Raw genomic sequence first — 24,732 nt, 5'->3', positions numbered from 1 at the left:
ATATAAATATTTAGACAAAAATAATGAGAAAAATGAAAGAGAAAGTCTCAATGCGGCCAATGTAGGGCAATACTTATAAAGTACGATGCCCCCACCCATCAACAATAAAAAACACCTGCTTTATAGCGGTGTTGTAATTTTATTATTTTGAGCAATCGGTTATTGTTTAAGTGAATTCGCTTATTAATCCATATAGTCATGTCTCTGCATTTGGATAGAAACGACTTAAATTAAATTTTCCCGTTGTGATAATCCTTGATTAAATGCATCATACTAATTATCACACCCCCTTTAAAAGGGAAATAAGGACGTGAATTTTGGTGGATTTTTTTAATAGTCAGGAAACTCTCACTGCAATTCAGTGGACTTTGAGAGCCATTATCTCCTTCATCTTTTTACTTTTTTCGGTTAAATTGATGGGGCAACGGGCCATCTCACAGTTAAGATTACTTGATTTTATAATGGCATTAATTATTGGAAACATTCTTGCCCACCCTTTATCTGATGAACAGTTAGGTTTGGAGGGCTCCATGATAACGACCGGTGTATTAATTCTTTTATATATTATCAGTGTGTTTACGAGCCTTAAGTGGGGCAAACTCCGAAGTTTCTTTGAACCACTCCCTTTTCCTCTTATCGAAAATGGGCAAATTGTTTACAAAAGCTTAGCAAGGGCTCGAATCTCCATCGATTTTTTATTATCAGAATTAAGAAAAGAAAAAATTGAAGATATTCAAAAAGTATCGCTCGCACTATGGGAACCAGATGGTACTATTTCATTGTTTTTAAATCCGCAATATGAAGCAGTAACCCCAGCAGATATGCATCTAGCAACAAATGCCTTCCCTTTTCCTAAAACGATTATCAGAGAAGGAAAGATTGATTTTAAAGAATTAAATCGAGACGGTAAAGACGAAGTATGGCTGAAAAACAAAATCAAAGTGACCTATAATGCGGAGGTAAGTGATATTTTATTAACAACAATTGATAATAACGATAACTTAAAGGTCTTTTTCTACAAATAAATACGTAAAGAATAAGGGTACTCCGAAAAAATAATAACAACCCAGGAACCAGAATAAACGGTGTATCTGATTGATCATTAAAAAAGACTAAGTGCATTGGTTGCCCGGAGTTTTTATCTTTTGTAGCCAAAATAAAATCCCCTCAAGAAAAGTGTAAAGCCTACATATAAATGTAGTCATTTTACACTTTCAACTTAAAGGGGATAATATGATATCCGGAGGCCTTCTCTCATGACCTTCAAGAAAATCCGCTTATTACTCCGACCAATTCAGTGTATTTAAGAACTTATATACATCCTCGTAAACCTGCTCACGTTCTTTACCTAATGTGATGATATGACCAGATTTTTCATACCATATCAAGTGTTTGTGCTGCGTATCGACTTCATTGAAAATCGCAGTAGCACTGTTCGTATAGTCGGGATCATCCAAGCGTCCTTGTAACACTAGAGTTGGTGATGTGATCAAATCTAAATTTTCACCCGTGTCATTTATTATATTCAACATATCTTTTAGAAAAGGCATAGGCTCTTCTTCCAATAACTTCACTTCGCCAGCAATTTGGTCCGCATCTTTGCCCTCAAACTTCTTATAGGCCTGTGCATAATTGAGCAAACGATTTTTTTGTCGATCGATACTTTTTCCTTGCGTCGGAGCACACATTGAAACTACTCCTGTTACAGGCAACTCAATTCCTACCTTTAATGAGAAAACTCCTCCTAAAGAAATTCCTACAACAGCAATTTCCTCATAGCCTTCATCCTTTAGGAATTGATAGCCATTGACTACATCTTCCCACCATTCCTTTGGGCCTGTCTGAATGAGTTCCTCACCTGACAATCCATGTCCTCTATAAAGAGGTCCGTGGCTAGTATAGTCACGATCATTCAGGTATTTCCCTAATTTTTTCATATCTCCTGTACTTCCGGTAAACCCGTGAAGTAAAAGAACTGCTCTATTTCCACCTTTGTATGTGAATGACTCGGGTGCTTTCACTTTCATCTATCTAGGACCTTCTTTCTGCTCTTGTTAATAAATAGAATCTAAATGATTTTCATAAAAAAATCAATTAATACCCCTTGAGTGGGATTTTTTCTATCCTATTCCGTTTTTTCATTAAAACAGCTAAATCATGTATATAAGTATCCTTACCACACTCGTTACAACTCATCCGTTCCGAAGCACATTTTACTATGATTGATTTCATTTAGCAATCGTCATTTAACCATTTTTTTAAAGAAAAGTAAAATGCACCTTGTGTTACGATGTACATCGTATTACACTTTACAAATGAAAAGGAGGCGATTTTATTTGGATAAAGAATTAATGAAGGGAAGCATTGACCTCCTTTTGCTTTCTCTTCTGTCACAAAAAAAGCTATATGGATATGAAATGACAAAGATTTTGAGGGAAATGAGCATGGGCAAATATGAAATAAGTGAAGGCACACTCTACCCAGCCCTCAAACGGTTAGAAAAAAAGGAATTCATCGAAGGCCATTGGAAAGAGTCCGAGTCAGGTCGAAGGAAATATTATCATGTTACGGAAAGTGGACAAACCGAGCTAGAACGGAAACGAAGCTGTTTTTACTTCCTGGAAAATTTAGTTCGTAAAAGCGCAAAGGCATTCTGAATAAACAGCAATATAAAAAAGCTTTCTGGTATGAGTTTGGCGCTTTTACTCGTGAGTTTGTGCGCTTTACTCGTGAGTTTGGCACTTTTACTCGTGAGTTTGTGCGCTTTACTCTTGAGTTTGTGCTCTTTACTCGTGAGTTTGGCGCTTTTACTCGTGAGTTTGTGCTCTTTACTCGTGAGTTTGGCACTTTTACTCGTGAAATTGTGCGCTTTACTCGTGAGTTTGGCGCTTTTACTCGTGAGTTTGGCGCTTTTACTCGTGAGTTTGTGCGCTTTACTCTTGAGTTTGTGCGCTTTACTCTTGAGTTTGGCACTTTTACTCGTGAAATTGTGCGCTTTACTCGTAAATTCCTCCATTCACAAAAAAAAGGACCTATTTTGGTCCTTTTTTGTCGTCTATTCCTTTATGCTTCCGATAATTGGCGCAGGAAAGCTTCATGCATTCTCCTTGGACATGCGGACCATATTTTTCACGAAAGGCCTCGAGGCAATAGCATTTATCTTCTTCCTTTTTGGGTCCATCCATCGAGTGCATCCCTCCTAGCATTTCAACCGGAGACTACACGCTTCTCCAGCTCTACGTTGATTCGTCCCAATAATACGGCTCCGATTGACTGAATGACCGTTTTAACGATGATTTGGCCGATAACCGCAGCGGGTACGGCTTCCCATGGCAATATATTGGCACCAAGTGGGCTAAGGCCAATCACGACAAATATCACCGAATCGAAAAATCCTCCAACAATCCCGCTGTAAAACACCCTCCAACTCATCGGGAGCTTTAATCGAGTATAAATTTCAGTATCCGCTGTTTCTGCCACCACGAACGATAATGCGGAAGCAAAGACAATCAATAATGTATCTCCTAATAAAAATGATACACACGCAGATAAAATAAGTGCCGTAACAATGCATAAATAGGTCTTCGTCCTGCCAAATTTATTTTGGACTAGATCTCGAAAGATGAAGGTTCCACCAATGAGCAATGTACCCATCGGAATGATGAACACACCAAGATGTAGTGGTGCAAAAGCGGCTGTAACCACATTCGCGGTGACGATGGATACTAAATACAATAAAATTCTTAACATTTCTTAATTCTCCTTATACAGAAAAAACAGCACCCTAAGAAAGAGCACTGTTCCCCTTAGTTTTTTTGAGAGGGTAGCTAGAACCTCTTCCGCCCGAGCGGATTATTCTTTTTCCTAATTTATCGTAGCTTGAAAATGACGGGAAATCAAGAAGTTTCCATACCGCCGATTTCTGGCGCTGGGAAGGATACGAATCTGCGGAGATCGTTTGCAGACTCGCTAAGACACTACCCGTCTTTCCAGAGCTTGGCACTTAGCTATGATCCCTGAAAACTTCTACTATGACTCTGATATTCCTGCATGCAGGCTTTTGCCGATTTTTGTCGCAGAAAACTGCTTGACCGGCTGTATATGAAAAGCAGACAATCAGTGATAGAGTTATGTTACGATCTTGATATCCAAACAAGCGGTTTCAAAGTGCCAAAGCAGGGTCCTGATATAAACGCGGGGAGGAATAGAAAAATGAAAAAAACATCGTTTGTCTATGCAATTTATATCGCCACCACACCAGAGATGCTTTGGGAAGCTCTAACGAGTGGTGAAGTCACGAAGAAATACCACTTTGGCTGTCAAGTCCAGTCTGACTGGCAAGAGGGCTCCACCGTTAAATATTTGCTTGAAGATGGGCGGATTACTGATCATGGTAAAATACTAAAGTGTGAACCATTTAACTTACTCTCATTTACATGGAACATGGCAGGAGACGAAACACCACGCGACCATCCCACTCGGGTCACCTTTGAATTAAAGCCAATGGATGATTCAACCGTGAAGTTAGTACTTAAGCATGAGGAGCTATTGGAGACAGTTTTCGTAGATGATGACAATACCTTTAAAGGCTTAAATAATGGATGGCCAGCCATACTAAGCAATCTGAAGAGCTTGCTTGAAACTGGACGGACCTTGCCGCCAATATCTGTTGATCGGTAATTAAGTTAGGGATACTCAAGAAATAGTCATGCCAACTAATGAGGTGTTTGAAGTCATCGTAAACCCTTGAGTTTTTCACTTTCCGTATGGGTTGTCGCGAAAAATCATCCGGAAATCACTTTTAGATACACACCCTTCGAAGCTTTTTTATTGGCTTCAATTCCCATGTTCTTCACTTTTTCCGATAAACTGGATGCTCTTACTGATTGGGTTCCATGAATAACGGAAGGATCAATGAGGCGCACTTTATTTTTCAGGTGTATATCGTAGTCCCATTGATCCTCCTTCACCAATACGTTACCATGAATCCGTTTTAGCAGGTTTTGCACTTCATCGTCTTCAGTGGAGCTTAACAAGAGCATGACTTCTTCATCTTCACCGAGTAAGTCATCAAGGCTGATTCGGTTTTTATCCAAAGCCAGTTTTAAGGTCTTTGCCAACATACCATAGCCATATATATTAAGTGGGTCCATGAAAAAATCAATAACTTCTCTGTAATATGTTTCCACAAACCATTCCGCCGATTCAATATTATCCAGATACATCCTTCCGTTTATGATGGTTAAATGGCTTAGAAAGTCACGAACGGATTCGAGTGTGATATGTCCGTATTGATACATATCCCGGAGAGTATAATCAACCCGATCGGCACATAACTCAGGTGCTGGCTGTTCAAGCAATGCCCATTTTGACTCAAAAATATCTTCACAATTATATCCATACAGTTTCAGTATAGGTGGAATTTCGGATTCCTTAATGACATGATCAAAAATTTTTTCATGATAATCTTCATCCTTACAATCCAGAGCAAAATCAATGACATGTGAAAATGCAGTGTGGGATACGTCATGCAGCAATCCTGCGATTTGTTCCTCTAATGACCCACCAAGCGACTTTATTAAAAGCATCACACCAATAGAATGTTCAAATCGTGTGACATTCCACTTCTCATTAACTAAATAACTTGCCCCTCCTTGATGTATCCCCTTCAACCTTTGGACCGGTTTGCTCCCTATCAGCTCTTCCAGGACTCCCTCTACAATGTGTTTCCCATAGATACTATCCGAAACGATCAATAACTGCGGCCTCCTCCATTAGTTTACTCATTACAGGTAGGTGATTTCACTGATCTTTTTCTGTAAAAATTATTTCCCCCCTTTCATTTTGCTCATATTGTTTTCTTGTAAATTTAATTTACTCCTCTTCATCATTCAAGTCGATATCACCTGGATTGACCTCATCAATACCCTCTATGATTATCATTTCATTTGTTATTACTTGATCTGGTGGATACACTTCAATAATGTCTTCTACAGGTTTTGTTTTATCTTTATAAGGTTTAGTGTATAGAAAATACCCGGTCAAGACTATGACAATTGAAGATAATATCCCGAATTTATTTTTCACTTATATAATCCCCCCAACGCCCATTGCATACCCTTACAATACCACAAAAGGATATTACTGGTTCAACGATAAATCAGGATTCAGGTTAACTCCGTTTGACGATTACGTGAATTTTCGTTTCATTAAATGGTGAATTTTTAACTTTATAAACAGCCATTTACAATTCGATCTAATAATTGACAATTAAAAATCAGTGAGTTATCATTCCGATTAACCAGTGGTCAATAAATAAGGAGGTGACAAGATGTCTCCAAGGAAATCAGCAGGTAAAGAATTGTCCAGGGAAATGGTCTTGAATGAAGCCAGAAACCTTTTTGCAGCGGTAGGGTATTCGAATGTCTCAATGAGGCAATTGGCTAAATCATTGGATTGCAGCCATGGAGCCATTTATTATCATTTTAAAAATAAGGCAGAAATATTTTATAGTTTGGTGAAAACGGATTTTTCCGTTTTAAATCATTTAATCGATGATATCATCATGTCGGAAAATGACCCTTCTGAAAAAATGGAAAAGATTTTATTGTGTTTCTTAGAGTTCGGTTTAACCCAACAGAATCATTATTCCATCATGTTTTTATCGAAGGAAAAAGAAATTCAGCAGTTACTTCAATTCGATTCTAATAAAACATACGAGAAGCTAATCCAGTCCCTGACGGACCTAACGGACAACAAACTGAATCCTGCATCAATATGGTCCATTTTTCTTTCTCTTCACGGATTCATAACGTTTTATATTAATTCTGAACTATCTTATCAAGATGTAAAAGGTTTAGCTTATTTTCATGTTAAAAATATCACGAAGAACATCAGATAATTTTTTTGAACATTATTAACCAATGGTCAATTAAAATTTGGGAGGTTTTTAAATGGTAAAGAAATTCCTTCATATTGAAGGACTCATGGTCCTTTTAGCTACGATTTCCATCTATTCGTCATATGAATTCAGCTGGTGGATGTTCCTTTTATTGATTTTGTCACCTGATGCTTCCATGCTGGCCTATCTGATCAATGAGCGGATTGGAGCAAAAGTTTATAACTTATTTCATACTTATACCCTCTCCATATTCACGATCTTACTAGCCGTTTTTCTAAAGTCGGATGCATTGATGATGATTGGTTTAATTTGGACCGCTCATATTGGAATGGATCGCTTATTTGGGTATGGTCTTAAATACACTTCATCCTTCAAAGCTACGCACATTCAAAGGCTGTAATAAGCTTTCCTCATGTAAAAGGCAGCGTGGTTACGCATCACACTGCCTCCTGCTCTCTTTTCTTTACACGCCTCGCTTGTTACCCCATATATAGGTATGCAACTGTGGCAGCACTTTCACATCATTCAATTCATCATCAGCTATCACTTTATCAATTAACTCTTCGTATTTCTTCAATAGTCCGCTAATTAGGTGCTGATCATCCGCCGTCCTGCTGTCATCATTCCCGACCTGCAGATAAAAAGGAACATCCGGGTACCGGCCATGTACTTTTTTTGCATACTGATAATCTTCATCATCAAAGACGACTACCTTCAACGAGACATTATTATCGGGATTTCGATCAGCCAGGTTCGATATGATTTGATCTAGCACCGTAAAGTCCGTGTTCATTCTAGAGCTCGGCGGCTTAGGTGAAATAGTCAGTTCATCAATATCGAGAAACCAATCCTGCCATCGGCTCCCCTGTGTTTCGACACCTATTTTCATTTTATTTTCATGTAAGATCGCTATCAAGCCGTTTAGGTTTTTCAGCAGAGCCGGGTTTCCGCCTGATATCGTCACGAAGGAAAAACCGGAACCCCCAATTCGCTTCAGCTCATCCCATATTTCTTCAGCAGTCATTTGGACGGTATCTTCCTTACCGGTGCCATCCCAAGTAAATGCGGAATCACACCAGGCACACGAATAATCGCAGCCGGCCGTCCGAACGAACATGGTTTTTTGACCAATGACCATTCCCTCACCTTGGATGGTCGGGCCAAAGATTTCCATAACGGGGAGTTTACTCACTTTCCATCCACTCCCGTCTGGCTTCAGCATAGCTTGTTGGCGTTTCGTAAAGGCGAATAAATTCGACCCTAGCACCCTCATAATCTTTTAATGAAAGGGCTTCGGCCATTTTTTCATAAATCCAAACAACCATATTTTCAGCTGTCGTGTTCATGAGCGGCAGGGTTTCATTCAAATAACGATGATCCAAGTGGATTTCAATTTCATTTTTCCATATATCCTTGATGTCCCCAAAATCTATCATCAAACCGCGTGAATCCGTATACCCGCTCAATCCGAAAATGACCTTATATGTGTGGCCATGCAGGTTCTTGCATTTTCCTTCATAGTCATGCAAATGGTGCGCCGCGTCAAAGGTGAATTCCTTACTCACGAGAACCCTCTTGTTTGTATACTTCAATTGGCTGCGCTGAATATCTTCATCAATTTTTTGGAGTTTATCCACTATAGAAAAACCGTACATCATGAAAGCACCTTCCGTCTGCTTACATAGTCATCCAGTCCTTTTTTTCGCAGATTACATGCCGGACAATCTCCACAGCCGTCGGAGATGATTCCGTTATAGCAAGTCAAGGTCTTTTCGCGGACAAACTCGAATGCGCCAAGCTGATCCGCAAGCTCCCATGTTTCCTCTTTATTAAGCCACATTAGCGGCGTATCAATCACGAATGACTGGTCCATCGACAAGTTCAAGGTCACATTCAACGATTTAATGAATACATCGCGACAGTCTGGATATCCTGAGAAATCCGTCTCACATACACCTGTGACGATATGTTTAGCGCCAATCTGACTGGCCAACACCCCGGCAAACGAAAGGAACAGCAAATTCCTCCCTGGTACGAACGTTGACGGCAATTCCCCGTCTTCCCCGTCCTCCACTGCAATATCACTTCTCGTCAATGCATTCGGTGCCAGTTGGTTCAGCAGCGACATGTCAAGGATATGATGGTTCACGCCCAATTCCTTGGCAATGTTTTGAGCGCATTCGATTTCCAAGCTATGCCGCTGATTATAATCGAACGTCACCGCTTCCACTTCCTCAAATCTCTCCAATGCCCAGAACAGGCAAGTCGTACTGTCCTGACCTCCGCTAAACACAACCACTGCCTTTTCTTTTTTCTTCATTTCTATAAAACTCCTTTTTACGGAAAAAAACAGCACCCTAAGAATAGAGCACTGTTTCTCCTTAGTTTTTTTGAGAGGGTAGCTAGAACCTCTTCCGCCTTAACGCGGAATATTATATTTTTCCAAGTCAATAGTAACTTGAAAACGATAATAAATCAAGATGATTATATTTAGTGAATATTAGATCTGATGGAAAATTTGGTTATCTTTTCATTGCTTAAATATCCCATTAACTATCCGATAAACAAGTATGAACAAAATATCGATAAAGGGGTCCATTCATTTGAAAAGCATTAAAGGAAAGGTATTGGTGGCATTTTCACTCATTATATCTTTATGTATCATCTTAGGAGCATTCAATATTTATAGCAGCAACAAGTCACTGGTATATTCCCAGGATATCATCGAAAAGGAACTTCCGCTTCTTATCCAAAATGAAAAGCTACTATATAATCTAGCACAAAGAACCGCATTCGCCCGAGCTTATATTCTATATGGTGACGAGAGTTATAAAGAAAAGTTCTTACAATATACCGAAGAAAGTCAGGTCATCCAGAAGAAACTCTTGTCCTTAAGCGATTCGGATAAAGCGAAGGATTTGATCGAGAAAAGCGTCGATTGGAGAACGATGATTGTAGACCGGGTATTTACCCAATATGAAAAAGGAAATGAAGAACGCGCTAAAGAGATACTCAAAAATGAAGTGGCGCCAATCAGCAATGAAGTAATGGAGGGTTTCAAGGAGCTTGCTACGGAACGCGAGGAATTAATCGCCTCTTCGGGTGAAACCGTCATCGCAAGCGGGAAATCGATTAAGTCGACAAGTATCATCATATCCATTGCGGCAGTCCTTATCGGCCTCCTGCTTGCGCTTGTTACAGCCAATCTCATTACCGCCCCCCTCCTTAAAATCAGGGACAGGATGAAAATGGTGGCTGACGGAGAGCTGAATCATGAGCCCCTTGAGCAAAAGTCAAATGACGAAATTGGGGAATTAACGGTATCCGCCAACCAAATGCAGAAAAACCTGCGTGATACGATTGAAAAAATGCTGGCTGTATCCGAATCCGTTTCGAACCAAAGTGAAAATTTGACTCAATCAGCGGATGAAGTCCAACAGGGCAGCAGACAGATAGCGACCACCATGTACGAACTTTCGGAGGGTTCGGAGTCGCAAGCAAACCGGGCAACTGAAATGGTGCGGATGATGGATGAATTCAGCGGCAAGATCGAACAGGCCCATCTTGAAGGAGTCGAGGTAGCGCAAAGCTCAACCGAGATCCTTTCCATGACAAAGGAAGGAACCACTTTAATGCGAAGTTCAGTCCAAAAAATGAAAATGATTGATGAGGTCGTTAAAAATGCCGTCGAGCAAGTGAAAGGGCTCGATTCCCATTCACAGGAAATCTCTCAGCTTGTTCATGTCATCAAGGATATATCCAATCAAACCAATTTATTGGCCTTGAATGCGGCCATAGAAGCGGCACGGGCTGGCGAACATGGAAAAGGCTTTGCCGTCGTCGCGGATGAGGTGCGAAAACTCGCTGAAGGGGTCACACACTCGGTTGGGGATATCACCGAAATCGTAACCGCAATACAAGCTGGTTCAAAAAACGTCGTCCATTCCCTGGAGGATGGTTATATACAGGTGGATGAGGGCACGAAACAGATAACCCTTACCGGCCAAACCTTCGAAACAATCAATCACTCTGTCGGGAATATGGGTACGAAGATTCAGCATATTACTAATGAATTAAACTACATCTCTACAAATAGTAAAAAGATCAATCAGGCCATCGAAGACATTGCAGCCGTTTCTGAGGAGTCAGCGGCAGGTATCGAACAAGTCTCCGCCTCCGCTCAACAATCGAGCTCATCAATGGATGAAATCACGAATCACGCCAGTGAACTTGCATCTTCGGCAGAACTGCTGACTGAACAGGTTAAGAAGTTCCAATTATGACACTAGCAATTTCCCGTCACATGAATGCGGGAAATTGCTTTTTTTCTTCCATTATAAGGGTTGTTTCATTTTCGTATATCGGGGAATAAATAACTATACACAATAATAACCATTAAAAAGCAAATCTATTAAAAGAGGCTGGAAGTGAATATTTTTCTTCGTTTTCAGAATATTTAGTGTATAATAGATATAACTAAAGGAATATTTTAACTGATATAATCATTGCTTCCAATACCTGAAAATCCTGACCTTTCCTTTCAACACCATGCACGGATACTTATACTCAGTAAGGATCCACTGCATGCTTTCTCTCGAATCAAATCATTCACAACTTTATTCACACAAAAACACAATTTTCACTCCGAATTCGTAAAAAAGGTTAAATTCCACTAATGATATGTTACTATTAAACTAAGACCTTTTAACCCCACAAGGAGGAATTCATATGAAACGTTTTTTCAAATTCATAGCAGATTTTAACGAAAGAAAAGCACTGGAACGGGAAAACGAAGAATTCTTTCGCAAAGAATACGAAAATTATATGAAGATGAATCCTGACAATCAAGGAAAAAGAAGGAGATTAGCTCCTAGACTTTATGTGATTGATGGCGGTAAAAAGGACTCCAACCTTGAGATTACTGACAGAAAGAAATCCAGTTAACCGGATTCCTTCCATAATCAGCTACCAATGCTGTAGCTCAAGACTCACAAACGTTAAATCTCCATGATAAACGGAGATTCGTGACCATTCCATTCATTTACAATATATAAGCCGAAAGCTCAGATATACTTCTGAGCTTTTTTTATTTTTCATTCTTCTATAAACACTATATCTATAGAAGAAACTAGGTATTTTTTAAAAAAAATGGATTAACTTTAGTTTATTTCATGTTTCAGGTAAAAGTTCAATTATAGTCCCATGGGTATTCTCTGAGGAAAAAACCGGAAAATATATTAAAAAAGAGATGTGTTCTTTTACTCATCTTTGTCCAAATTCAAAAGAGTTCAACTATTTGAGTCGATAGATGCAATATTTTACATTGAATGACAAATGAATAAACAATATTACATAAAGATTACCTTCTGGGTATAAACAATTATTAAACTGTAATAAACCTCACTCCAAAAAACATTTCATTATATAAATATAGCCATTAAGCATTAGGTTCAAATACTCACGAAACTGTTTTTGTGCTATTTATCATGGGTTTTTGTTACAACTACCATAAATTAGTGTAAATAAACCAGGTTTGACTGAGTTTTCATCCGCATCTTTGTACTCATAGCACATTTAATCCCTTTAGATACTATTACACTCTTATATACATTTTTTTGAAAAAGATGATAAAAACTATATTACGATAGAATAATTGACTCTTGCCTATTAAGTTTAAAATCATGTAGTGTGTATTCAGTAAATCAAATACTTCAAAAAAGAGAGGTAAAAAAATGGCACCAATATTTATCTGTGCGATCTTTTTGCTTGGCTATGGAATAGTCGAACAAAAACGCCATCAAAAGCGTCTCGACTCCATTCCAGTACGTGTAAATGTGAATGGGATTCGAGGGAAATCGACTGTAACGCGTTTAATTACAGGTGTAATTCAAGAAGCTAAGTACAAAACAGTAGGTAAAACAACCGGAACATCGGCAAGAATGATCTATTGGTTTACGGACAAAGAAAAACCGATCGTACGCCGCCCAGAGGGACCGAACATTGGTGAACAACGGCGTGTGGTCAAAGAAGTTGCCGATCTTGGAACAGAGGCACTTGTTTGTGAATGTATGGCCGTTCAGCCTGATTATCAACTAATCTTCCAAAATAAAATGATCCAAGCCAACATTGGGGTCATCGTGAATGTATTAGAAGACCATATGGATGTCATGGGCCCAACATTGGATGAAGTAGCTGAGGCCTTCACTGCTACCATACCCCATAATGGTCATTTAATAACAATCGAAAGTGAATACTTGGACTTTTTCAAACAAATTGCCAAAGAACGCAACACAAAAGTGATCGTGGCAGATAATTCAAGAATATCGGAAGATTTCCTACGCGAATTCGACTATATGGTATTTCCTGATAACGCTTCACTGGCTTTGGCCGTTGCAGAAGCTTTGGGCATTGATGAAAAAACGGCTTTTCGCGGCATGTTAAATGCACATCCCGATCCAGGTGCCATGCGGATCACCAAGTTCGGGGATCCAATCCAGCCAACTTTCTTTGTAAATGGCTTTGCGGCAAATGACGCGTCATCGACGCTGAATATCTGGGAACGTGTCAATACGTTCGGATACAGCACAGAACCTCCTATCGTCATCATGAACTGCCGTCCCGATCGTGTTGATCGTACCGAGCAGTTTGCAAGAGATGTCTTGCCATACATAAAGTCCGAAATCGTCATTGCCATTGGTGAAACTACATCACCGATCACAAGGGTTTTCGAGCAAGGTAATTTAGATACAAAAGAGTATTGGGATTTAGAAAACTGGTCAACTGAAGAAATTGTGGCCCGTCTCCGCCCATTAATGAAAAACCGCATCGTTTACGGTGTGGGTAATATTCATGGTGCAGCGGAACCATTAATCGAAGCATTCATGAAATCTAAAACGAAGCAAAAAGCGAGTTAAGTAGGAGGAACCTTAATGTTTGGAACGGATTTATATGTAGCACTAGTACTAGGAGTAACGCTAAGCCTTATCTTTTCAGAAAAAACGGGTGTCGTACCCGCAGGACTTATTGTACCAGGTTATTTGGCATTAGTATTTGACCAAGTGCAAATCATGCTTGTCATCATGATCATTAGTGTCGTAACTTATTTAATCGTCACTCACGGCCTTTCAAGATGGGTGATTTTATATGGAAGAAGAAAATTCGCAGCCATGATGGTGACCGGGATTTGCTTGAAACTCCTATTGGACTTCGTCTACCCCGTCATGCCGTTTGAAATATTCGAGTTTCGGGGAATCGGTATAATCGTACCTGGTTTGATAGCGAATACCATTCAAAGACAAGGAATGCCATTGACACTCGGCAGCACGCTTTTATTATCCGGCTTAACTTTCGGTTTAATGAACGTGTACTCCCTATTCTGAGGTGCATAAAATGAAACGGACTTTAAATTCAAAAGAAAAAACACTTATCTTTATTAAGCGCACGAAGAAAAAGAATCTTAAATACGCTGGAATCATACTACCTATATTACTAATCGCTTTAGGCATTACCACTTGGATGGGACAAGCTGAAGATTTGAAAACAGCCGCTTCCAAATCTGATCAACCATTGACGATGACAATGGTCGGTGATGTGATGATGGGGCGTAATGTTGAAGAAGTGACGGAAAAGCACGGGTATGATTATCTGTTCCGTTATATGAAGCCCTATTTTGCCGCTTCAGACTATGTCAGCGGGAATTATGAACACCCTGCTTTAAAAGACGGGGTATCTAACTACAAGGAAGCAGACACGGCCATCCGGTTAAACTCCAATAAAAGTGGTGTGAAGGCCGTTAAAGATGCTGGCTTCTCTGTGATGACATTGGCCAATAACCATATGATGGACTTTGAAGAACGAGGGCTTCTTGATACGATTGATGAATTCAAAAATGCGGATATGGACTATGTCGGTGTTGGATCGAACACTGCCGACGCTAAAGCTAGCATCGACTATGCGGACGTTAATGGCTTACGTGTCGCAACACTTGGCTTTACAGATGTTTATAAAAAGGATGCCGTACCAAAAAATGATCAAGCTGGCTTATTGAACGCGAATCCTGATTTGTTATTTGAAATGATTGGCAAAGCAAGGGATGCCGAGCAAGGTAACGCAGATTTGGTTGTAGTGAATATGCATTGGGGTCAAGAGTATTCATCATCTGCAACCTCCCGTCAAACTGACTTGGCTAAAGCGGTCATCGATGCGGGGGCAGACATCATCATCGGCCATCATCCCCATGTACTACAATCTTTTGATGTTTATAAAGATGGAATCATTTTCTATAGTTTAGGAAACTTCATTTTCGATCAAGGCTGGACACGTACAAAGGATTCAGCCATGGTTCAATACCATTTGGCGGAAGACGGAAAAGCTGCAATCGATGTCGTTCCTCTGCAAATCGAAGAAGCCACTCCAAGGCCAGCCACCTCAACAATCGATCAATCACGAGTTTACCGTCAGTTGACGAAGGAAACGAGTGAAAAAGCCCAATGGTCGAAAAAAGAGGATCATATCGAGATTACCCTGAATCACAAGAAGGTAATCGACCATAAGGCACAACGTGAACAAGAAGAAAAAGCTGCGAAAGACAAGAAAGCTGCACAAGAGAAAAAAGAAGAAAAAGTCAAACAGCAGAACATGCACCCCATCCAGTAAGAGAACAATGGATCCTACGTGAATAAGAGAACACACTACTTAGATGCTCAACGAAAAGGGGGAACAACAGATGATTAACCGTATGACGAGAAAAGTGCTCCTTTCCCTTTGCATGCTCATATATATAGCTGGATGTTCGAAGCCATCCCCTATTTCTGACACGAATGAACCGATAGATAGTAAGACAGCTCAATCATATGGGGTCAGTTCTTCAAACCCTATCGCAATAGATGTGGGGATGGATATTTTGGATAACGGCGGAACTGCGGCGGATGCCGCTATTGCGGTATCTTATGCATTAGGTGTAATCGAACCCTATGGATCTGGGATAGGTGGTGGCGGCGGTATGCTGATCGACCCTGAGTCCGGCAAACCCAATTTCATCGATTATCGTGAATCCTCTCCGGAAGACCCAAGTTCAAGACACCATACGGGGATTCCTGGGTTAGTGGCCGGCATGCAGGTTATCCATGATAAGTATGGAAGCGTACCAATGGAAGATCTTATTCAGCCTGCCATCGATTTGGCTCAAGACGGGTTTAAAGTGGACGAAATGTTATCCTCACGCTTGGCTGGAGCCAAAACAAGGGCTTCTTCCGATGAGACTTCCCTATTTTATCCTGATGGTGATGCCATTGAACCAGGAAAGACGCTTATTCAAAAAAAACTTGCTGAAACATTGAAGAAGATTCAACAAGAAGGTCCTGATGGTTTCTATAAAGGGGAGATCGCACGGGATATTAAAAGAGAGACAGACGTTGACTTGATGGATTTAAAGCGTTATGAGGTGAAAGAACGTAAGCCTGTTCAAGGGACATTTGCCGGTTATGACGTTCTGACCGCCCCTCCTCCCTTTTCCGGGATTACAGTTCTTGAAATGTTGAAACTTGCCGAGGAAACGAACCTAGGTGAGTCTTCAAGCAAATCAGCTTATATGAAAGTGTTGGGGGGCATCACAAATACGGCTTATCAAGATCGAGTCTCCCATATAGGGGATGGAACCAGTGCAGCTAAGGCTGAACAATTGCTCTCCCCCATTCACTTAAATAATCTTAAAAGTAAAATCACAAGTGATAACTGGGAAAATAAAGAATCGAATGGTTCCGAAGAACATGAAAGTACCACACATTTTGTGATTATGGACAAGTATGGCACTGTCGTTTCTGCAACAAATACGCTCAGTAATTTTTTCGGATCTGGTGACTATACGAATGGATTTTTCCTTAATGATCAATTGAAAAATTTTGGGTCTGACTTGAATTCCCAAAAGGCATATAAACGATCTAGAACATTCACCGCACCAACCATTCTCAAGAATCCAGGGGAGGAATCGATTGGGATCGGTTCACCCGGCGGTGATAGAATTCCTCAAGTATTGATGCAGGTCCTTTATTCATATACAGAGAATGATGGCTCATTTCAGGATATCATCGACCGTAACCGGTTCGTCTATGATGGAAAGAAAATTCATACAGAATCAAGGTTTTCGAATGAAATAATATCAGAATTGGAAGATTCAGGATATGAAGTCATTCAAAATATAAACCCCATGTATTATGGCGGGGTTCAGGTTCTCGTTAAAAACGAGAAAACCGGATTGTTATCCGGAGCTGGGGATAAGAGAAGAAATGGGAGCTGGAAAGCGCAGCAATAAAAATGTAGTCCTGCCTCGCCATTCAAATATCATTTGAACTTTTAGCGATGCATAAGGGGATGAGAATATGGATATTGTAAAAAAAATCACAAGCTGGGTTTTACCTGTTATTCTTATAGCAGCCATGCTTGTGACCATGAATATGTTTAAGCGGACCGAAACTTTATCATCCGATGAGCAAAAGAAAATAGAACAATATACGACTATCGAAGAATAAAAAAAGCAGGGGCAACCCCCGCTTTTTTTATTTTTGCTCTCGACGGGTATGGTATGGGTAAATAAGGTACAGATACGGGGGGAAAACGATGAACGAAAATAGCTATACCAATTATGCCGAGCTTCAGCAAAAAGAACAGGAATCCTTCGATTACCGCATCACTGTTTACCACAGGAACCCGGATATTGCGGTCCTGGCTATACATGGCGGGAATATCGAACCAGGTACTGGTGAAATTGCTGCCGCCATTGGAGAAAGGCTTGGTGCCAGCACCTATCTTTTCGAAGGTCTGAAACCAAGCCGTAACAAAGTCCTCCATATAACATCCAACTTGTTCAATGAACCCATAGGGGTTTCAATGGCTGCGGACTCACGGACAAACCTCTCCATTCATGGACACTGCGACGTACATAACGTGCTCGTTTACATCGGCGGGAGAAATGAAACCTATAAGAACTTGATTTTACATTCCCTGAATGAAGCTGGATTTCAAGCTGAGTATGCGCCACAGCACCTTTCAGGCATGAATGAAAACAATATCACAAACAAATGTAAAATGAGTGCAGGCGTTCAATTGGAACTTTCCACTAAGCTTAGAAAAAGCCTGTTCAAAGATGATGACTTTACCAGTAAAAACAGGGTCAATCGATCGGATCTTTTTCACCGTTTCGTTCGCGCCCTTGAAAAAGCGACTTTGAAATATAAACAGCATGAATGAACTTCCTACGTTCTTCGATCTTTTTTTTACAAAAGGACGCCAGAAACAGCCAAGTTGACTTATACCCATTCTTTTTAGTTCATAAGGTTTTTGACTTGTCCGAAGCTTTCGAACTTCTCGGCAAAATATTCCGACCCAAGGTTGGAGGTATGAACGCCAGCTTTTTCCGTTGTATGGAGAAAACGGCCATCGCCTAGATATATGCCTACGTGGGTCACACCTATTCTTGAACCTGTATCCCTAAAGAACACTAAATCCCCTGCCTTTGGATTTTCAATTGTCGGGAGCAATGAGAAGTAGTTCGCTGCGGAACCGCGTTTTACTGAAAGTCCCTGCTCCTTCATGACCCAATAGATGAATCCGCTGCAATCCATGCCAATCATCGGATCATCTTCCCCGAAAACATAGGTGAACCCTCTTAGTGTATAGGCGTACTTAATGACATCATAAGCTTTATCATAAGAAGCTTCTTGGTTTACATAGAACGGATACAAAGGGTTGCTGTAAAGCTGAAGATACTGTCCTTTCATCAAGTCATCTGTCGGCAGGGCATTACGACTTTTAATCGTATTTATGGATATATTGTATTTTTCCGCAATGCTTTTTAGCGTTTCCCCGTTTTGGACAATATGCTCTCCTTTAGGAGTGTATGTTTTATAGGCAATTTGGTATTTTTCATAGTAGTTTTCTGTGCTAGACCTCACCCGAACCGTTTCTGCACCATATCCAGCATTGACAAATTGGTCATTGCCGAGATAGATACCTGCAGTCACGACTTTTGAACTGTCCCTTTCCAAGAAGAATATAATATCTCCGGTTTTCGGAGTGGCTGTATCCATCCCTTGCTTATAAAACCCATCCACTGTCAAACGGTCGATGGGTACATTTTGCTGGGAAAGCACCCAATGGATCAATCCGCTGGAATCGAACCCTGTTGCTGGCGTCTCTTCTCCAGCAGTCTTTTTAAATCCTATAAAAGATTTGGCATAGTTCGCAATTTGTTTTCCTCTCTCCGACCACTGGTAGACGGAAGGAGTATAGGCATTTTGAGTGATCGTTAACTTCTGGCCTACATATAACTTTCCATCGGGTAAACCATTCGTTTTCATCAATTGCCAGGACGATATATTATAAGTCTTGGCAATCGATTCTACCGTATCGCCAGTAGTTACAGTATGCAAACGATCTGCCGCCTCGACCTTTAAGCCAGGTAATGAAGTGAAACTAACCATGAATACTAATAAAAGTGCCATACTGCATAATCTTCCTTTAAACATTTTAACCCTTCCTTTATACTGAAACTCTTTTCTACCATTTCCCAGTCAAAACACTCCATCATACGAAAGCCCAACAAGCTTTCATGCCCTTCCTTTATACTAAAAAACAACAAATGACCATGTCTAAATACTTACCATCACCAGTAATATCGGTGAATCATTTTAAACTTTTAACCTATTTTTCTATAAAAGATCATTATTCCCCCTCAATAAAACGACCCGAAATACCCCATTGTACCCACTTTTTGTTTTCCACTAAAAAAATGGTAGCTTTTCAACTGTTCCCCTTCCCTCGGAAAAAGAATAATTAGGATAGTGGATATGCGTAGAAAATGGAAGAATGCGAAGAGGAATATGGATCAGCTCAATAAGTTACATGAGAGATCCCACGACCAATGATCCCCATCTCTAAATGCTGGATGTCCTTACGGTTTTGACCTCGGTCATGATAAAGTGGTACATATGCGGCTCGCTCTTTTTGTCAGGGCCCAACGATAATGGAGTGATCATCTTGATAAAAATGACTAGTAAAGCCCAGCAGGTAATTAAGGACATGCAACAAAACTTAGAAGAGGAAACGTATTTGAGATTTGGTGTAAACAGACCATGTTGTAACCAGATGAACTACTCATTAACCCTGTCACGAACTAAAAAGGAGCAAGAGGAAGTGCTCGTTTTACACGATATTAAAATTTTAATCGATCCATCGGACTCCCATTTTACAGATCTGACGGAGATTGATTTCGAAGGCGATGGATTTATAATCAGAAACCCGAATCCGTTGGTATCCCCCATCATCTAATAGACGAAAAAAGGGGGAAAGCTTAAATGGCTCTCCCCTTTTTCTATGAATCTATGGCATATACACGGTTTTAATATGTGTAAGCTTCAAAAACATTTGATCCCCGCCAGCTGTCGTTAACTCCACTAAATTGTTTTCAACCTCTTTAAGCACTCCAATCTTCATGGGGTCCTCTCCCCCATCAAAAACGACAAGCTTTCCTACATTTCTCTTTAATTGTTCTTCCAAGGAACGAACCATGGGCCCTTGTGAAGGATTGACGGGAAAACTCTCACTATTGAGGGTATAGGGCGTGGCATTTTGATTATATGGAGTAAGCCATTTAAGGTGATGCAGCGATATATACATCGTTTTATATACTGGCGAGTAGAAGGCAATGTAATCATTTAAAACATTGGTGATATAACCATGTATAGGGGCCTGTCCCGCAACATGGAGTTCTAAAAAAAATCCTTTTGCATTCATCAGCGCTTTTCGATAGGAAATGGAAGCCATCTCTTCCATCATGGGGGACTCTATAGGATATCTGATATCGTCATCGATCTCAGAACTTAGATTGAAACTTTGGACATGCAGCATTGGAAAGTATAAAAACTGCTGTCCATTGAACAATACCAGAATATCCGTACTCAGATCAGTTAGAATTCCTTTGAACGTTTTTTTTCCAGAGAGTTGAACATCAATCTGTTTACCCAGTAATGCAACTGCATCACTCATTACTATCTCCTCCTAGGGGTTAATCAGTTAAAAATCATATGCACCCAATAGAACAATAAGAGCAGCGTCACCACTGTTGATATTGGTATGACTATCAGGGAAACGCTTAAATAATCTTTCCACTTTATTTTCATTTTATTTTGTTTCAGGATATGCATCCAGATCAGTGAGGCAAGAGTACCGATGGGCAATAACAATGATCCCATGTCACTACCGATTATATTAGCGAGGTAAATGGTTTTTAAGGTGATGGGATCAAGTCCCATCTCAGTTAAGGTAATGGTACCTATCATTAGCGCTGGATGATTGTTGAAGATGTTTGATAAAATCGAAACTAATCCTCCCATGATAAAACTTGCACTCAGTAACCCTCGGTTTACAATCGGTTCACATATCTCTACGAGCACGGCTGTAAGCCCCACATTATGGAGACCATAAATGATGACATACATGGAGAATGCGAATATCAGGATTTTCCAAGGGGTCTTTTTTAAAATATCGACAGGATTGGTCCGTAAATGATACCATCTCCAGACCAGCAAGGATAAAGATCCTAGTACTGCAACCCATTCGATCGGAATGGAAAGATAAGAAGCGACAAAGAGTAAACAGCGCACCACGAACACATAGAGTAATACTTTCAACATGAATCCAGTGCGTTGCTTTTTTGTTTCAACCGTCATTTTCCCCTTTAAGGGGTGGAAATTCTTAGTGAAGAAACTTTCCTCTATGTCATAAGAGATTTCCGGTAATTTCTTGGGCAATTTTTTCTTGACCACAACGAACATCAACCATGACATAAAGATCAACCCCAGAGTTGCGGGGACAAACATCATGGCAGTATGCATATAAAGCGTCATATGCACAATTTGCAATGCGATTAAATTAACGATGTTACTCACGCCAATTGGCGCGCTGGAAGCAGTCGCAATCAACGCTCCACTCAAAAGATACGGGATGGCTTGATGCGGCTTCAATCTGAGGTTTTTCAGAAGCAAGATCAAGATGGGTGTAGTAATCATGATGCTGCCGTCGTTATTGAATAACAGGGTCATTAAAAAGCATAATAATTGAATGTACCAATATAGGCGGTATCCAGATCCTTTAGCCAGGATGGATAGTCTTGCAGCCGCCCAGTGAAAAAAACCGAAGCTTTCCAAGATGACTGCCATCACTATCGTTGCCATGATGGTGATCGATGCTCCACCGATTTTGTTGATGATATCCCAAATATCACTATGGGATACTGTACCAGTCAGTAAAATGATTCCTGCACCAATTGAAGCTGGCCATGCTTCATTTAAACCTCCTGGCCTCCATAATATAACTATCATTGTCATCACGAACACAAAAATAGTCATTCCAATCTCGAAATTCATGTTGTTCTCCCCTTTTTGGGCCTTGAGACATTGGACCCTACTTGTCCGATTGCTATATATATATTCCCTTTTGTAAAAAAAGCACGGGATACTTGCCCAGACTTTCTAAATTGTACCTTTGTCCTTCTAGTGAAAATGTCCCCTAAGGAGAGATGCGCATTGCCAATAAGCATGGTTAAGTGCCTATTAAATGATAAAATGGCGTCCGTTGCACCGTACAATGAACTCCCAATACAAAAAAAGAGGAAACCACTTTAGTGGCATCCCCTTTTGCAAAAAAGCGTATATTCGTTACTCTAATTCTTTATCTGGAATTCCCCCAGCGTATTTTCCAAATCATTTATTAACTGTGTAAGCTGCAGCGTATATTGCGCAAGTTCATTGGATGAAGCAGCTTGTTCCTCCATCGATGATGCAATTTCTTCTGACGAAGCCGTTGTTTGCTGAGATACGGCGGTTATTTCTTCTATCACTTTAACTACCGTTTCTTTTTGTTGATTGATGCTTTCAATGGATCGTGTTTCTTCAGTTATCGAATTGGATATCCTCCCAACGGAGTCCTCCAGCTCTTTCATGGCTTCACTAACCGTGATTACGGCATTTTTCTGATCCTTGCTGATTTGATTCGTTTCTTTGGTCGTTTTTAACAGTTCCTCTGTATCTTGCAGAATGCTTTGGATGATTGCTTGAATATTTTTTGTAGCTTCCTTTGAATCATCAGCCAAGCTCCGCACTTCATTCGCTACAACAGCAAACCCTTTGCCGGACTCACCTGCCCTTGCCGCTTCTATCGATGCATTCAAAGATAACAAATTGGTTTGTTCTGATATTTTCGATATGGCATTCGTGACATCGGAAATGGTTTTTGATTTTTCTACAAGTTTCAAGCTCATGCTAGTGACTTCCGTAAACGCCAACTCCAATTTCTGATACGATGTTTCCAGGCCACTGACCTGCTGTTTCCCTGATTCTATTTTTTCAGAAGCCTGCTCCAAAACGGATTGGGTCTCTCTGGATTGTTGTGATAACCCATCGATTTCTTCACTTAGTACCTGAATGGTACTTGCCCCATGTTCCACTTGTTCAGATTGATTCGATGCGCCAGCCGCAATCTCTTCTATCGCGCGTGAAACATCCGTAATGGCGGCACTATTTTCAGCAGCTATTTGGCTTAGTCCGGCATTGGCATGTGTTACGGATTCCGCGTTGGTGTTTACCTTGGCAACCAATCCCCTTAATTTCCCCAGCATCGAGTTATAGCTTTTGCTTAAGTCCCCAATTTCATCATTTGATTTAATGGCAAATTCGGTTACTAAATCCCCGCTCGCCGTCTTTTCTATGATTTTTTTGAAGTCGGCCATGATTTTCGTTAACTTTCCTGCAAGATAAAGGGCACAAATCGTACCAAATAAGAGACCTAAAATACCTGATATCAATACGATTCCATTAATATCATCCAGCTTGGATTGCAGTATTTTGTCTGGGGTGAGCGCCAGCACTTTCCAGTTCACTTCAGGAACCCCCATTCACCTGTATACTCTTCATTATCCAACTTCAAGGATTGACTTGTCTCAGCAGCTCCATTATAAATGTCGGCCACCCACTTGAACTCAGAATTGAATCGGGCAGTATCGGAAATGAAATCCTCCACCCCCTCTTCCTTTCCGCTTGTTTCAGGGTTCATATTCTTTCCATCCATATCTTTCATGAAGGAACTCACGATAAAACCTTGAGAATCCAAGACTACCAAATGACTAGTAGAATCTTTTTCGATACTGGCCCTCATATTTCCAATTGTCGAGAGGTCAATATCATAACCGAGGGCACCTGCCATTTTTCCGTCTGATAAAACGGGAGTGACTACGGAAGTCATGATCGTCCCTGAAACACTATCCTTATACACGTCCATCCATTTCGTTTCTGGTTTTTCTGTTAGCTGTGTATAAGTTTTGGTCTCCCGGGCATCCTGATTGAAATCCATATGGGGCGAAGCATATAAGGAACCATCCGATCCATCCATATAATAAACCGAAATTAAATTTTCATTGTTCGTTTGAAATGCCTTTAACGTTTGTTGGATATCTTTGATTGAATCTCCATTCTTTATCTGATTGGAGATTAGCTGGGATAATTGCTCAAGCGAGTTTTCATATGTGGCCATGCTCAAATTGATTTGTGCCGCTGCATTTTGTGCCGAGCTTTTGTTGAGGGATATACTATCATCCTTAAAGATGGAAGTTACCTTCACCCCCATTATCGAAACGGAAACGACTATAGCGAGAAAAACGGATGTACATATAAACAATAGCCATTTTACCCGGATCGATATCCTTCTTTTTACTTTTTCTTTCTTGTCAGCCACTGAACTTCCCATTAATAATTTCCCCCTTTATTTGCTGCGGAAGCTTCTGC

At 40.4% G+C, this 24,732-nt stretch carries 27 protein-coding genes and 2 riboswitches; of the genes, 15 read left to right on the top strand and 12 right to left on the bottom strand.

Going from position 1 to position 24,732, the window contains the following annotated elements; genetic code table 11:
- Positions 1 to 320: 320 nt before the first annotated feature.
- Complete coding sequence (locus tag ACFWE9_RS03210) at positions 321 to 1,025, top strand: DUF421 domain-containing protein (RefSeq protein ID WP_377355547.1); 705 nt, start codon at positions 321 to 323, stop codon at positions 1,023 to 1,025.
- 255 nt (positions 1,026 to 1,280) lie between these two features.
- On the opposite strand, the gene ACFWE9_RS03205 is transcribed toward ACFWE9_RS03210, so the two are convergent.
- Positions 1,281 to 2,027 carry an alpha/beta hydrolase gene (locus ACFWE9_RS03205; protein WP_230161113.1) on the bottom strand — a complete coding sequence of 249 codons (747 nt, stop codon included), beginning with the start codon at positions 2,025 to 2,027 and terminating at the stop codon, positions 1,281 to 1,283.
- A 309-nt stretch (positions 2,028 to 2,336) separates the two neighbouring features.
- Here ACFWE9_RS03205 and ACFWE9_RS03200 point away from each other — a divergent pair, with 309 nt between their 5' ends.
- Positions 2,337 to 2,657: a PadR family transcriptional regulator gene (locus tag ACFWE9_RS03200; RefSeq protein ID WP_230161111.1), complete on the top strand. Its 321-nt coding sequence runs from the start codon at positions 2,337 to 2,339 to the stop codon at positions 2,655 to 2,657.
- A 30-nt stretch (positions 2,658 to 2,687) separates the two neighbouring features.
- The gene (locus ACFWE9_RS03195) at positions 2,688 to 3,203 is read left to right on the top strand and encodes a hypothetical protein (RefSeq protein ID WP_377355546.1); all 516 of its coding nucleotides are present in this window, start codon (positions 2,688 to 2,690) and stop codon (positions 3,201 to 3,203) included.
- 4 nt (positions 3,204 to 3,207) lie between these two features.
- On the opposite strand, the gene ACFWE9_RS03190 is transcribed toward ACFWE9_RS03195, so the two are convergent.
- On the bottom strand, positions 3,208 to 3,750 hold the full coding sequence (locus ACFWE9_RS03190; RefSeq protein WP_230161107.1) for a VUT family protein: 543 nt from the start codon (positions 3,748 to 3,750) through the stop codon (positions 3,208 to 3,210).
- Between the two features lie 50 nt (positions 3,751 to 3,800).
- Positions 3,801 to 3,843, bottom strand: a riboswitch (PreQ1 riboswitch).
- A 369-nt stretch (positions 3,844 to 4,212) separates the two neighbouring features.
- Here ACFWE9_RS03190 and ACFWE9_RS03185 point away from each other — a divergent pair.
- Positions 4,213 to 4,680 carry an SRPBCC family protein gene (locus tag ACFWE9_RS03185; RefSeq protein WP_377355544.1) on the top strand — a complete coding sequence of 156 codons (468 nt, stop codon included), beginning with the start codon at positions 4,213 to 4,215 and terminating at the stop codon, positions 4,678 to 4,680.
- 104 nt (positions 4,681 to 4,784) lie between these two features.
- On the opposite strand, the gene ACFWE9_RS03180 is transcribed toward ACFWE9_RS03185, so the two are convergent.
- Positions 4,785 to 5,756, bottom strand: a complete 972-nt coding sequence (locus tag ACFWE9_RS03180; protein ID WP_230161103.1) for an HD domain-containing protein — start codon at positions 5,754 to 5,756, stop codon at positions 4,785 to 4,787.
- Positions 5,757 to 5,874: 118 nt separating this feature from the next.
- A complete protein-coding gene (locus tag ACFWE9_RS03175; RefSeq protein ID WP_230161101.1) occupies positions 5,875 to 6,087 on the bottom strand; it encodes a hypothetical protein in 213 nt (70 codons plus the stop codon).
- Positions 6,088 to 6,331: 244 nt separating this feature from the next.
- Between ACFWE9_RS03175 and ACFWE9_RS03170 the strand changes: the two genes are divergently transcribed.
- On the top strand, positions 6,332 to 6,901 hold the full coding sequence (locus ACFWE9_RS03170) for a TetR/AcrR family transcriptional regulator (RefSeq protein WP_377355542.1): 570 nt from the start codon (positions 6,332 to 6,334) through the stop codon (positions 6,899 to 6,901).
- Between the two features lie 52 nt (positions 6,902 to 6,953).
- Positions 6,954 to 7,301, top strand: a complete 348-nt coding sequence (locus ACFWE9_RS03165; protein WP_230161097.1) for a DUF4260 domain-containing protein — start codon at positions 6,954 to 6,956, stop codon at positions 7,299 to 7,301.
- 63 nt (positions 7,302 to 7,364) lie between these two features.
- Here the strand turns inward: ACFWE9_RS03165 and queE are convergent, their stop codons facing one another.
- The 3 genes from queE to queC are packed head-to-tail and all read right to left on the bottom strand — an operon-like array spanning position 7,365 to position 9,221.
- The gene (gene queE / locus ACFWE9_RS03160; protein ID WP_230161095.1) at positions 7,365 to 8,093 is read right to left on the bottom strand and encodes a 7-carboxy-7-deazaguanine synthase QueE; all 729 of its coding nucleotides are present in this window, start codon (positions 8,091 to 8,093) and stop codon (positions 7,365 to 7,367) included.
- A complete protein-coding gene (gene queD, locus ACFWE9_RS03155) occupies positions 8,086 to 8,556 on the bottom strand; it encodes a 6-carboxytetrahydropterin synthase QueD (protein ID WP_230161093.1) in 471 nt (156 codons plus the stop codon). The genes queE and queD overlap by 8 nt, the downstream gene beginning before the upstream one ends.
- Complete coding sequence (queC, locus tag ACFWE9_RS03150; RefSeq protein WP_230161091.1) at positions 8,556 to 9,221, bottom strand: 7-cyano-7-deazaguanine synthase QueC; 666 nt, start codon at positions 9,219 to 9,221, stop codon at positions 8,556 to 8,558. Before queC ends, queD begins: the two co-directional genes overlap by 1 nt.
- Before the next feature lie 55 nt (positions 9,222 to 9,276).
- A riboswitch (PreQ1 riboswitch) is annotated at positions 9,277 to 9,319 on the bottom strand.
- A gap of 185 nt (positions 9,320 to 9,504) precedes the next feature.
- Between queC and ACFWE9_RS03145 the strand changes: the two genes are divergently transcribed.
- From ACFWE9_RS03145 to ACFWE9_RS03110, 8 genes are all read left to right on the top strand, one after another.
- Positions 9,505 to 11,184, top strand: a complete 1,680-nt coding sequence (locus tag ACFWE9_RS03145; RefSeq protein WP_377355539.1) for a methyl-accepting chemotaxis protein — start codon at positions 9,505 to 9,507, stop codon at positions 11,182 to 11,184.
- Between the two features lie 445 nt (positions 11,185 to 11,629).
- The gene (locus ACFWE9_RS03140; protein WP_230161087.1) at positions 11,630 to 11,845 is read left to right on the top strand and encodes a hypothetical protein; all 216 of its coding nucleotides are present in this window, start codon (positions 11,630 to 11,632) and stop codon (positions 11,843 to 11,845) included.
- A 788-nt stretch (positions 11,846 to 12,633) separates the two neighbouring features.
- Positions 12,634 to 13,815, top strand: coding sequence for a poly-gamma-glutamate synthase PgsB (gene pgsB / locus ACFWE9_RS03135; RefSeq protein ID WP_230161085.1), 1,182 nt, complete (start codon positions 12,634 to 12,636; stop codon positions 13,813 to 13,815).
- A 15-nt stretch (positions 13,816 to 13,830) separates the two neighbouring features.
- Positions 13,831 to 14,280, top strand: a complete 450-nt coding sequence (gene pgsC / locus ACFWE9_RS03130; RefSeq protein WP_230161083.1) for a poly-gamma-glutamate biosynthesis protein PgsC — start codon at positions 13,831 to 13,833, stop codon at positions 14,278 to 14,280.
- Positions 14,281 to 14,290: 10 nt separating this feature from the next.
- The gene (locus ACFWE9_RS03125; RefSeq protein WP_230161081.1) at positions 14,291 to 15,556 is read left to right on the top strand and encodes a CapA family protein; all 1,266 of its coding nucleotides are present in this window, start codon (positions 14,291 to 14,293) and stop codon (positions 15,554 to 15,556) included.
- Between the two features lie 70 nt (positions 15,557 to 15,626).
- Positions 15,627 to 17,210: a gamma-glutamyltransferase family protein gene (locus ACFWE9_RS03120; protein ID WP_230161079.1), complete on the top strand. Its 1,584-nt coding sequence runs from the start codon at positions 15,627 to 15,629 to the stop codon at positions 17,208 to 17,210.
- A gap of 67 nt (positions 17,211 to 17,277) precedes the next feature.
- Positions 17,278 to 17,427: a CapE family protein gene (locus ACFWE9_RS03115; RefSeq protein ID WP_230161076.1), complete on the top strand. Its 150-nt coding sequence runs from the start codon at positions 17,278 to 17,280 to the stop codon at positions 17,425 to 17,427.
- 88 nt (positions 17,428 to 17,515) lie between these two features.
- Entirely contained in the window at positions 17,516 to 18,145 is a 630-nt protein-coding gene (locus tag ACFWE9_RS03110) for a poly-gamma-glutamate hydrolase family protein (RefSeq protein WP_230161074.1), read from the top strand.
- A gap of 74 nt (positions 18,146 to 18,219) precedes the next feature.
- Here the strand turns inward: ACFWE9_RS03110 and ACFWE9_RS03105 are convergent, their stop codons facing one another.
- Positions 18,220 to 19,422, bottom strand: a complete 1,203-nt coding sequence (locus ACFWE9_RS03105) for a C40 family peptidase (RefSeq protein ID WP_290370628.1) — start codon at positions 19,420 to 19,422, stop codon at positions 18,220 to 18,222.
- A gap of 520 nt (positions 19,423 to 19,942) precedes the next feature.
- Between ACFWE9_RS03105 and ACFWE9_RS03100 the strand changes: the two genes are divergently transcribed.
- Positions 19,943 to 20,224 carry a HesB/IscA family protein gene (locus ACFWE9_RS03100; RefSeq protein WP_377355552.1) on the top strand — a complete coding sequence of 94 codons (282 nt, stop codon included), beginning with the start codon at positions 19,943 to 19,945 and terminating at the stop codon, positions 20,222 to 20,224.
- A 51-nt stretch (positions 20,225 to 20,275) separates the two neighbouring features.
- Here ACFWE9_RS03100 and ACFWE9_RS03095 read toward each other — a convergent pair whose 3' ends face one another.
- The 4 genes from ACFWE9_RS03095 to ACFWE9_RS03080 form a co-directional block, all read right to left on the bottom strand.
- Complete coding sequence (locus ACFWE9_RS03095; protein WP_230161072.1) at positions 20,276 to 20,941, bottom strand: DUF2642 domain-containing protein; 666 nt, start codon at positions 20,939 to 20,941, stop codon at positions 20,276 to 20,278.
- A gap of 23 nt (positions 20,942 to 20,964) precedes the next feature.
- Complete coding sequence (locus tag ACFWE9_RS03090) at positions 20,965 to 22,320, bottom strand: arsenic transporter (RefSeq protein ID WP_230161070.1); 1,356 nt, start codon at positions 22,318 to 22,320, stop codon at positions 20,965 to 20,967.
- A gap of 296 nt (positions 22,321 to 22,616) precedes the next feature.
- Complete coding sequence (locus tag ACFWE9_RS03085) at positions 22,617 to 23,831, bottom strand: methyl-accepting chemotaxis protein (protein ID WP_230161068.1); 1,215 nt, start codon at positions 23,829 to 23,831, stop codon at positions 22,617 to 22,619.
- Complete coding sequence (locus tag ACFWE9_RS03080) at positions 23,828 to 24,694, bottom strand: PDC sensor domain-containing protein (RefSeq protein WP_377355535.1); 867 nt, start codon at positions 24,692 to 24,694, stop codon at positions 23,828 to 23,830. Before ACFWE9_RS03080 ends, ACFWE9_RS03085 begins: the two co-directional genes overlap by 4 nt.
- Positions 24,695 to 24,732 lie beyond the last annotated feature (38 nt).

The organism is Peribacillus sp. NPDC060253 (assembly GCF_042727425.1).
GTDB lineage: Bacteria > Bacillota > Bacilli > Bacillales > DSM-1321 > Peribacillus.
Note: the sequence above shows the minus strand (reverse complement) of the source record. Positions and strands in the feature narration are given on the sequence as shown.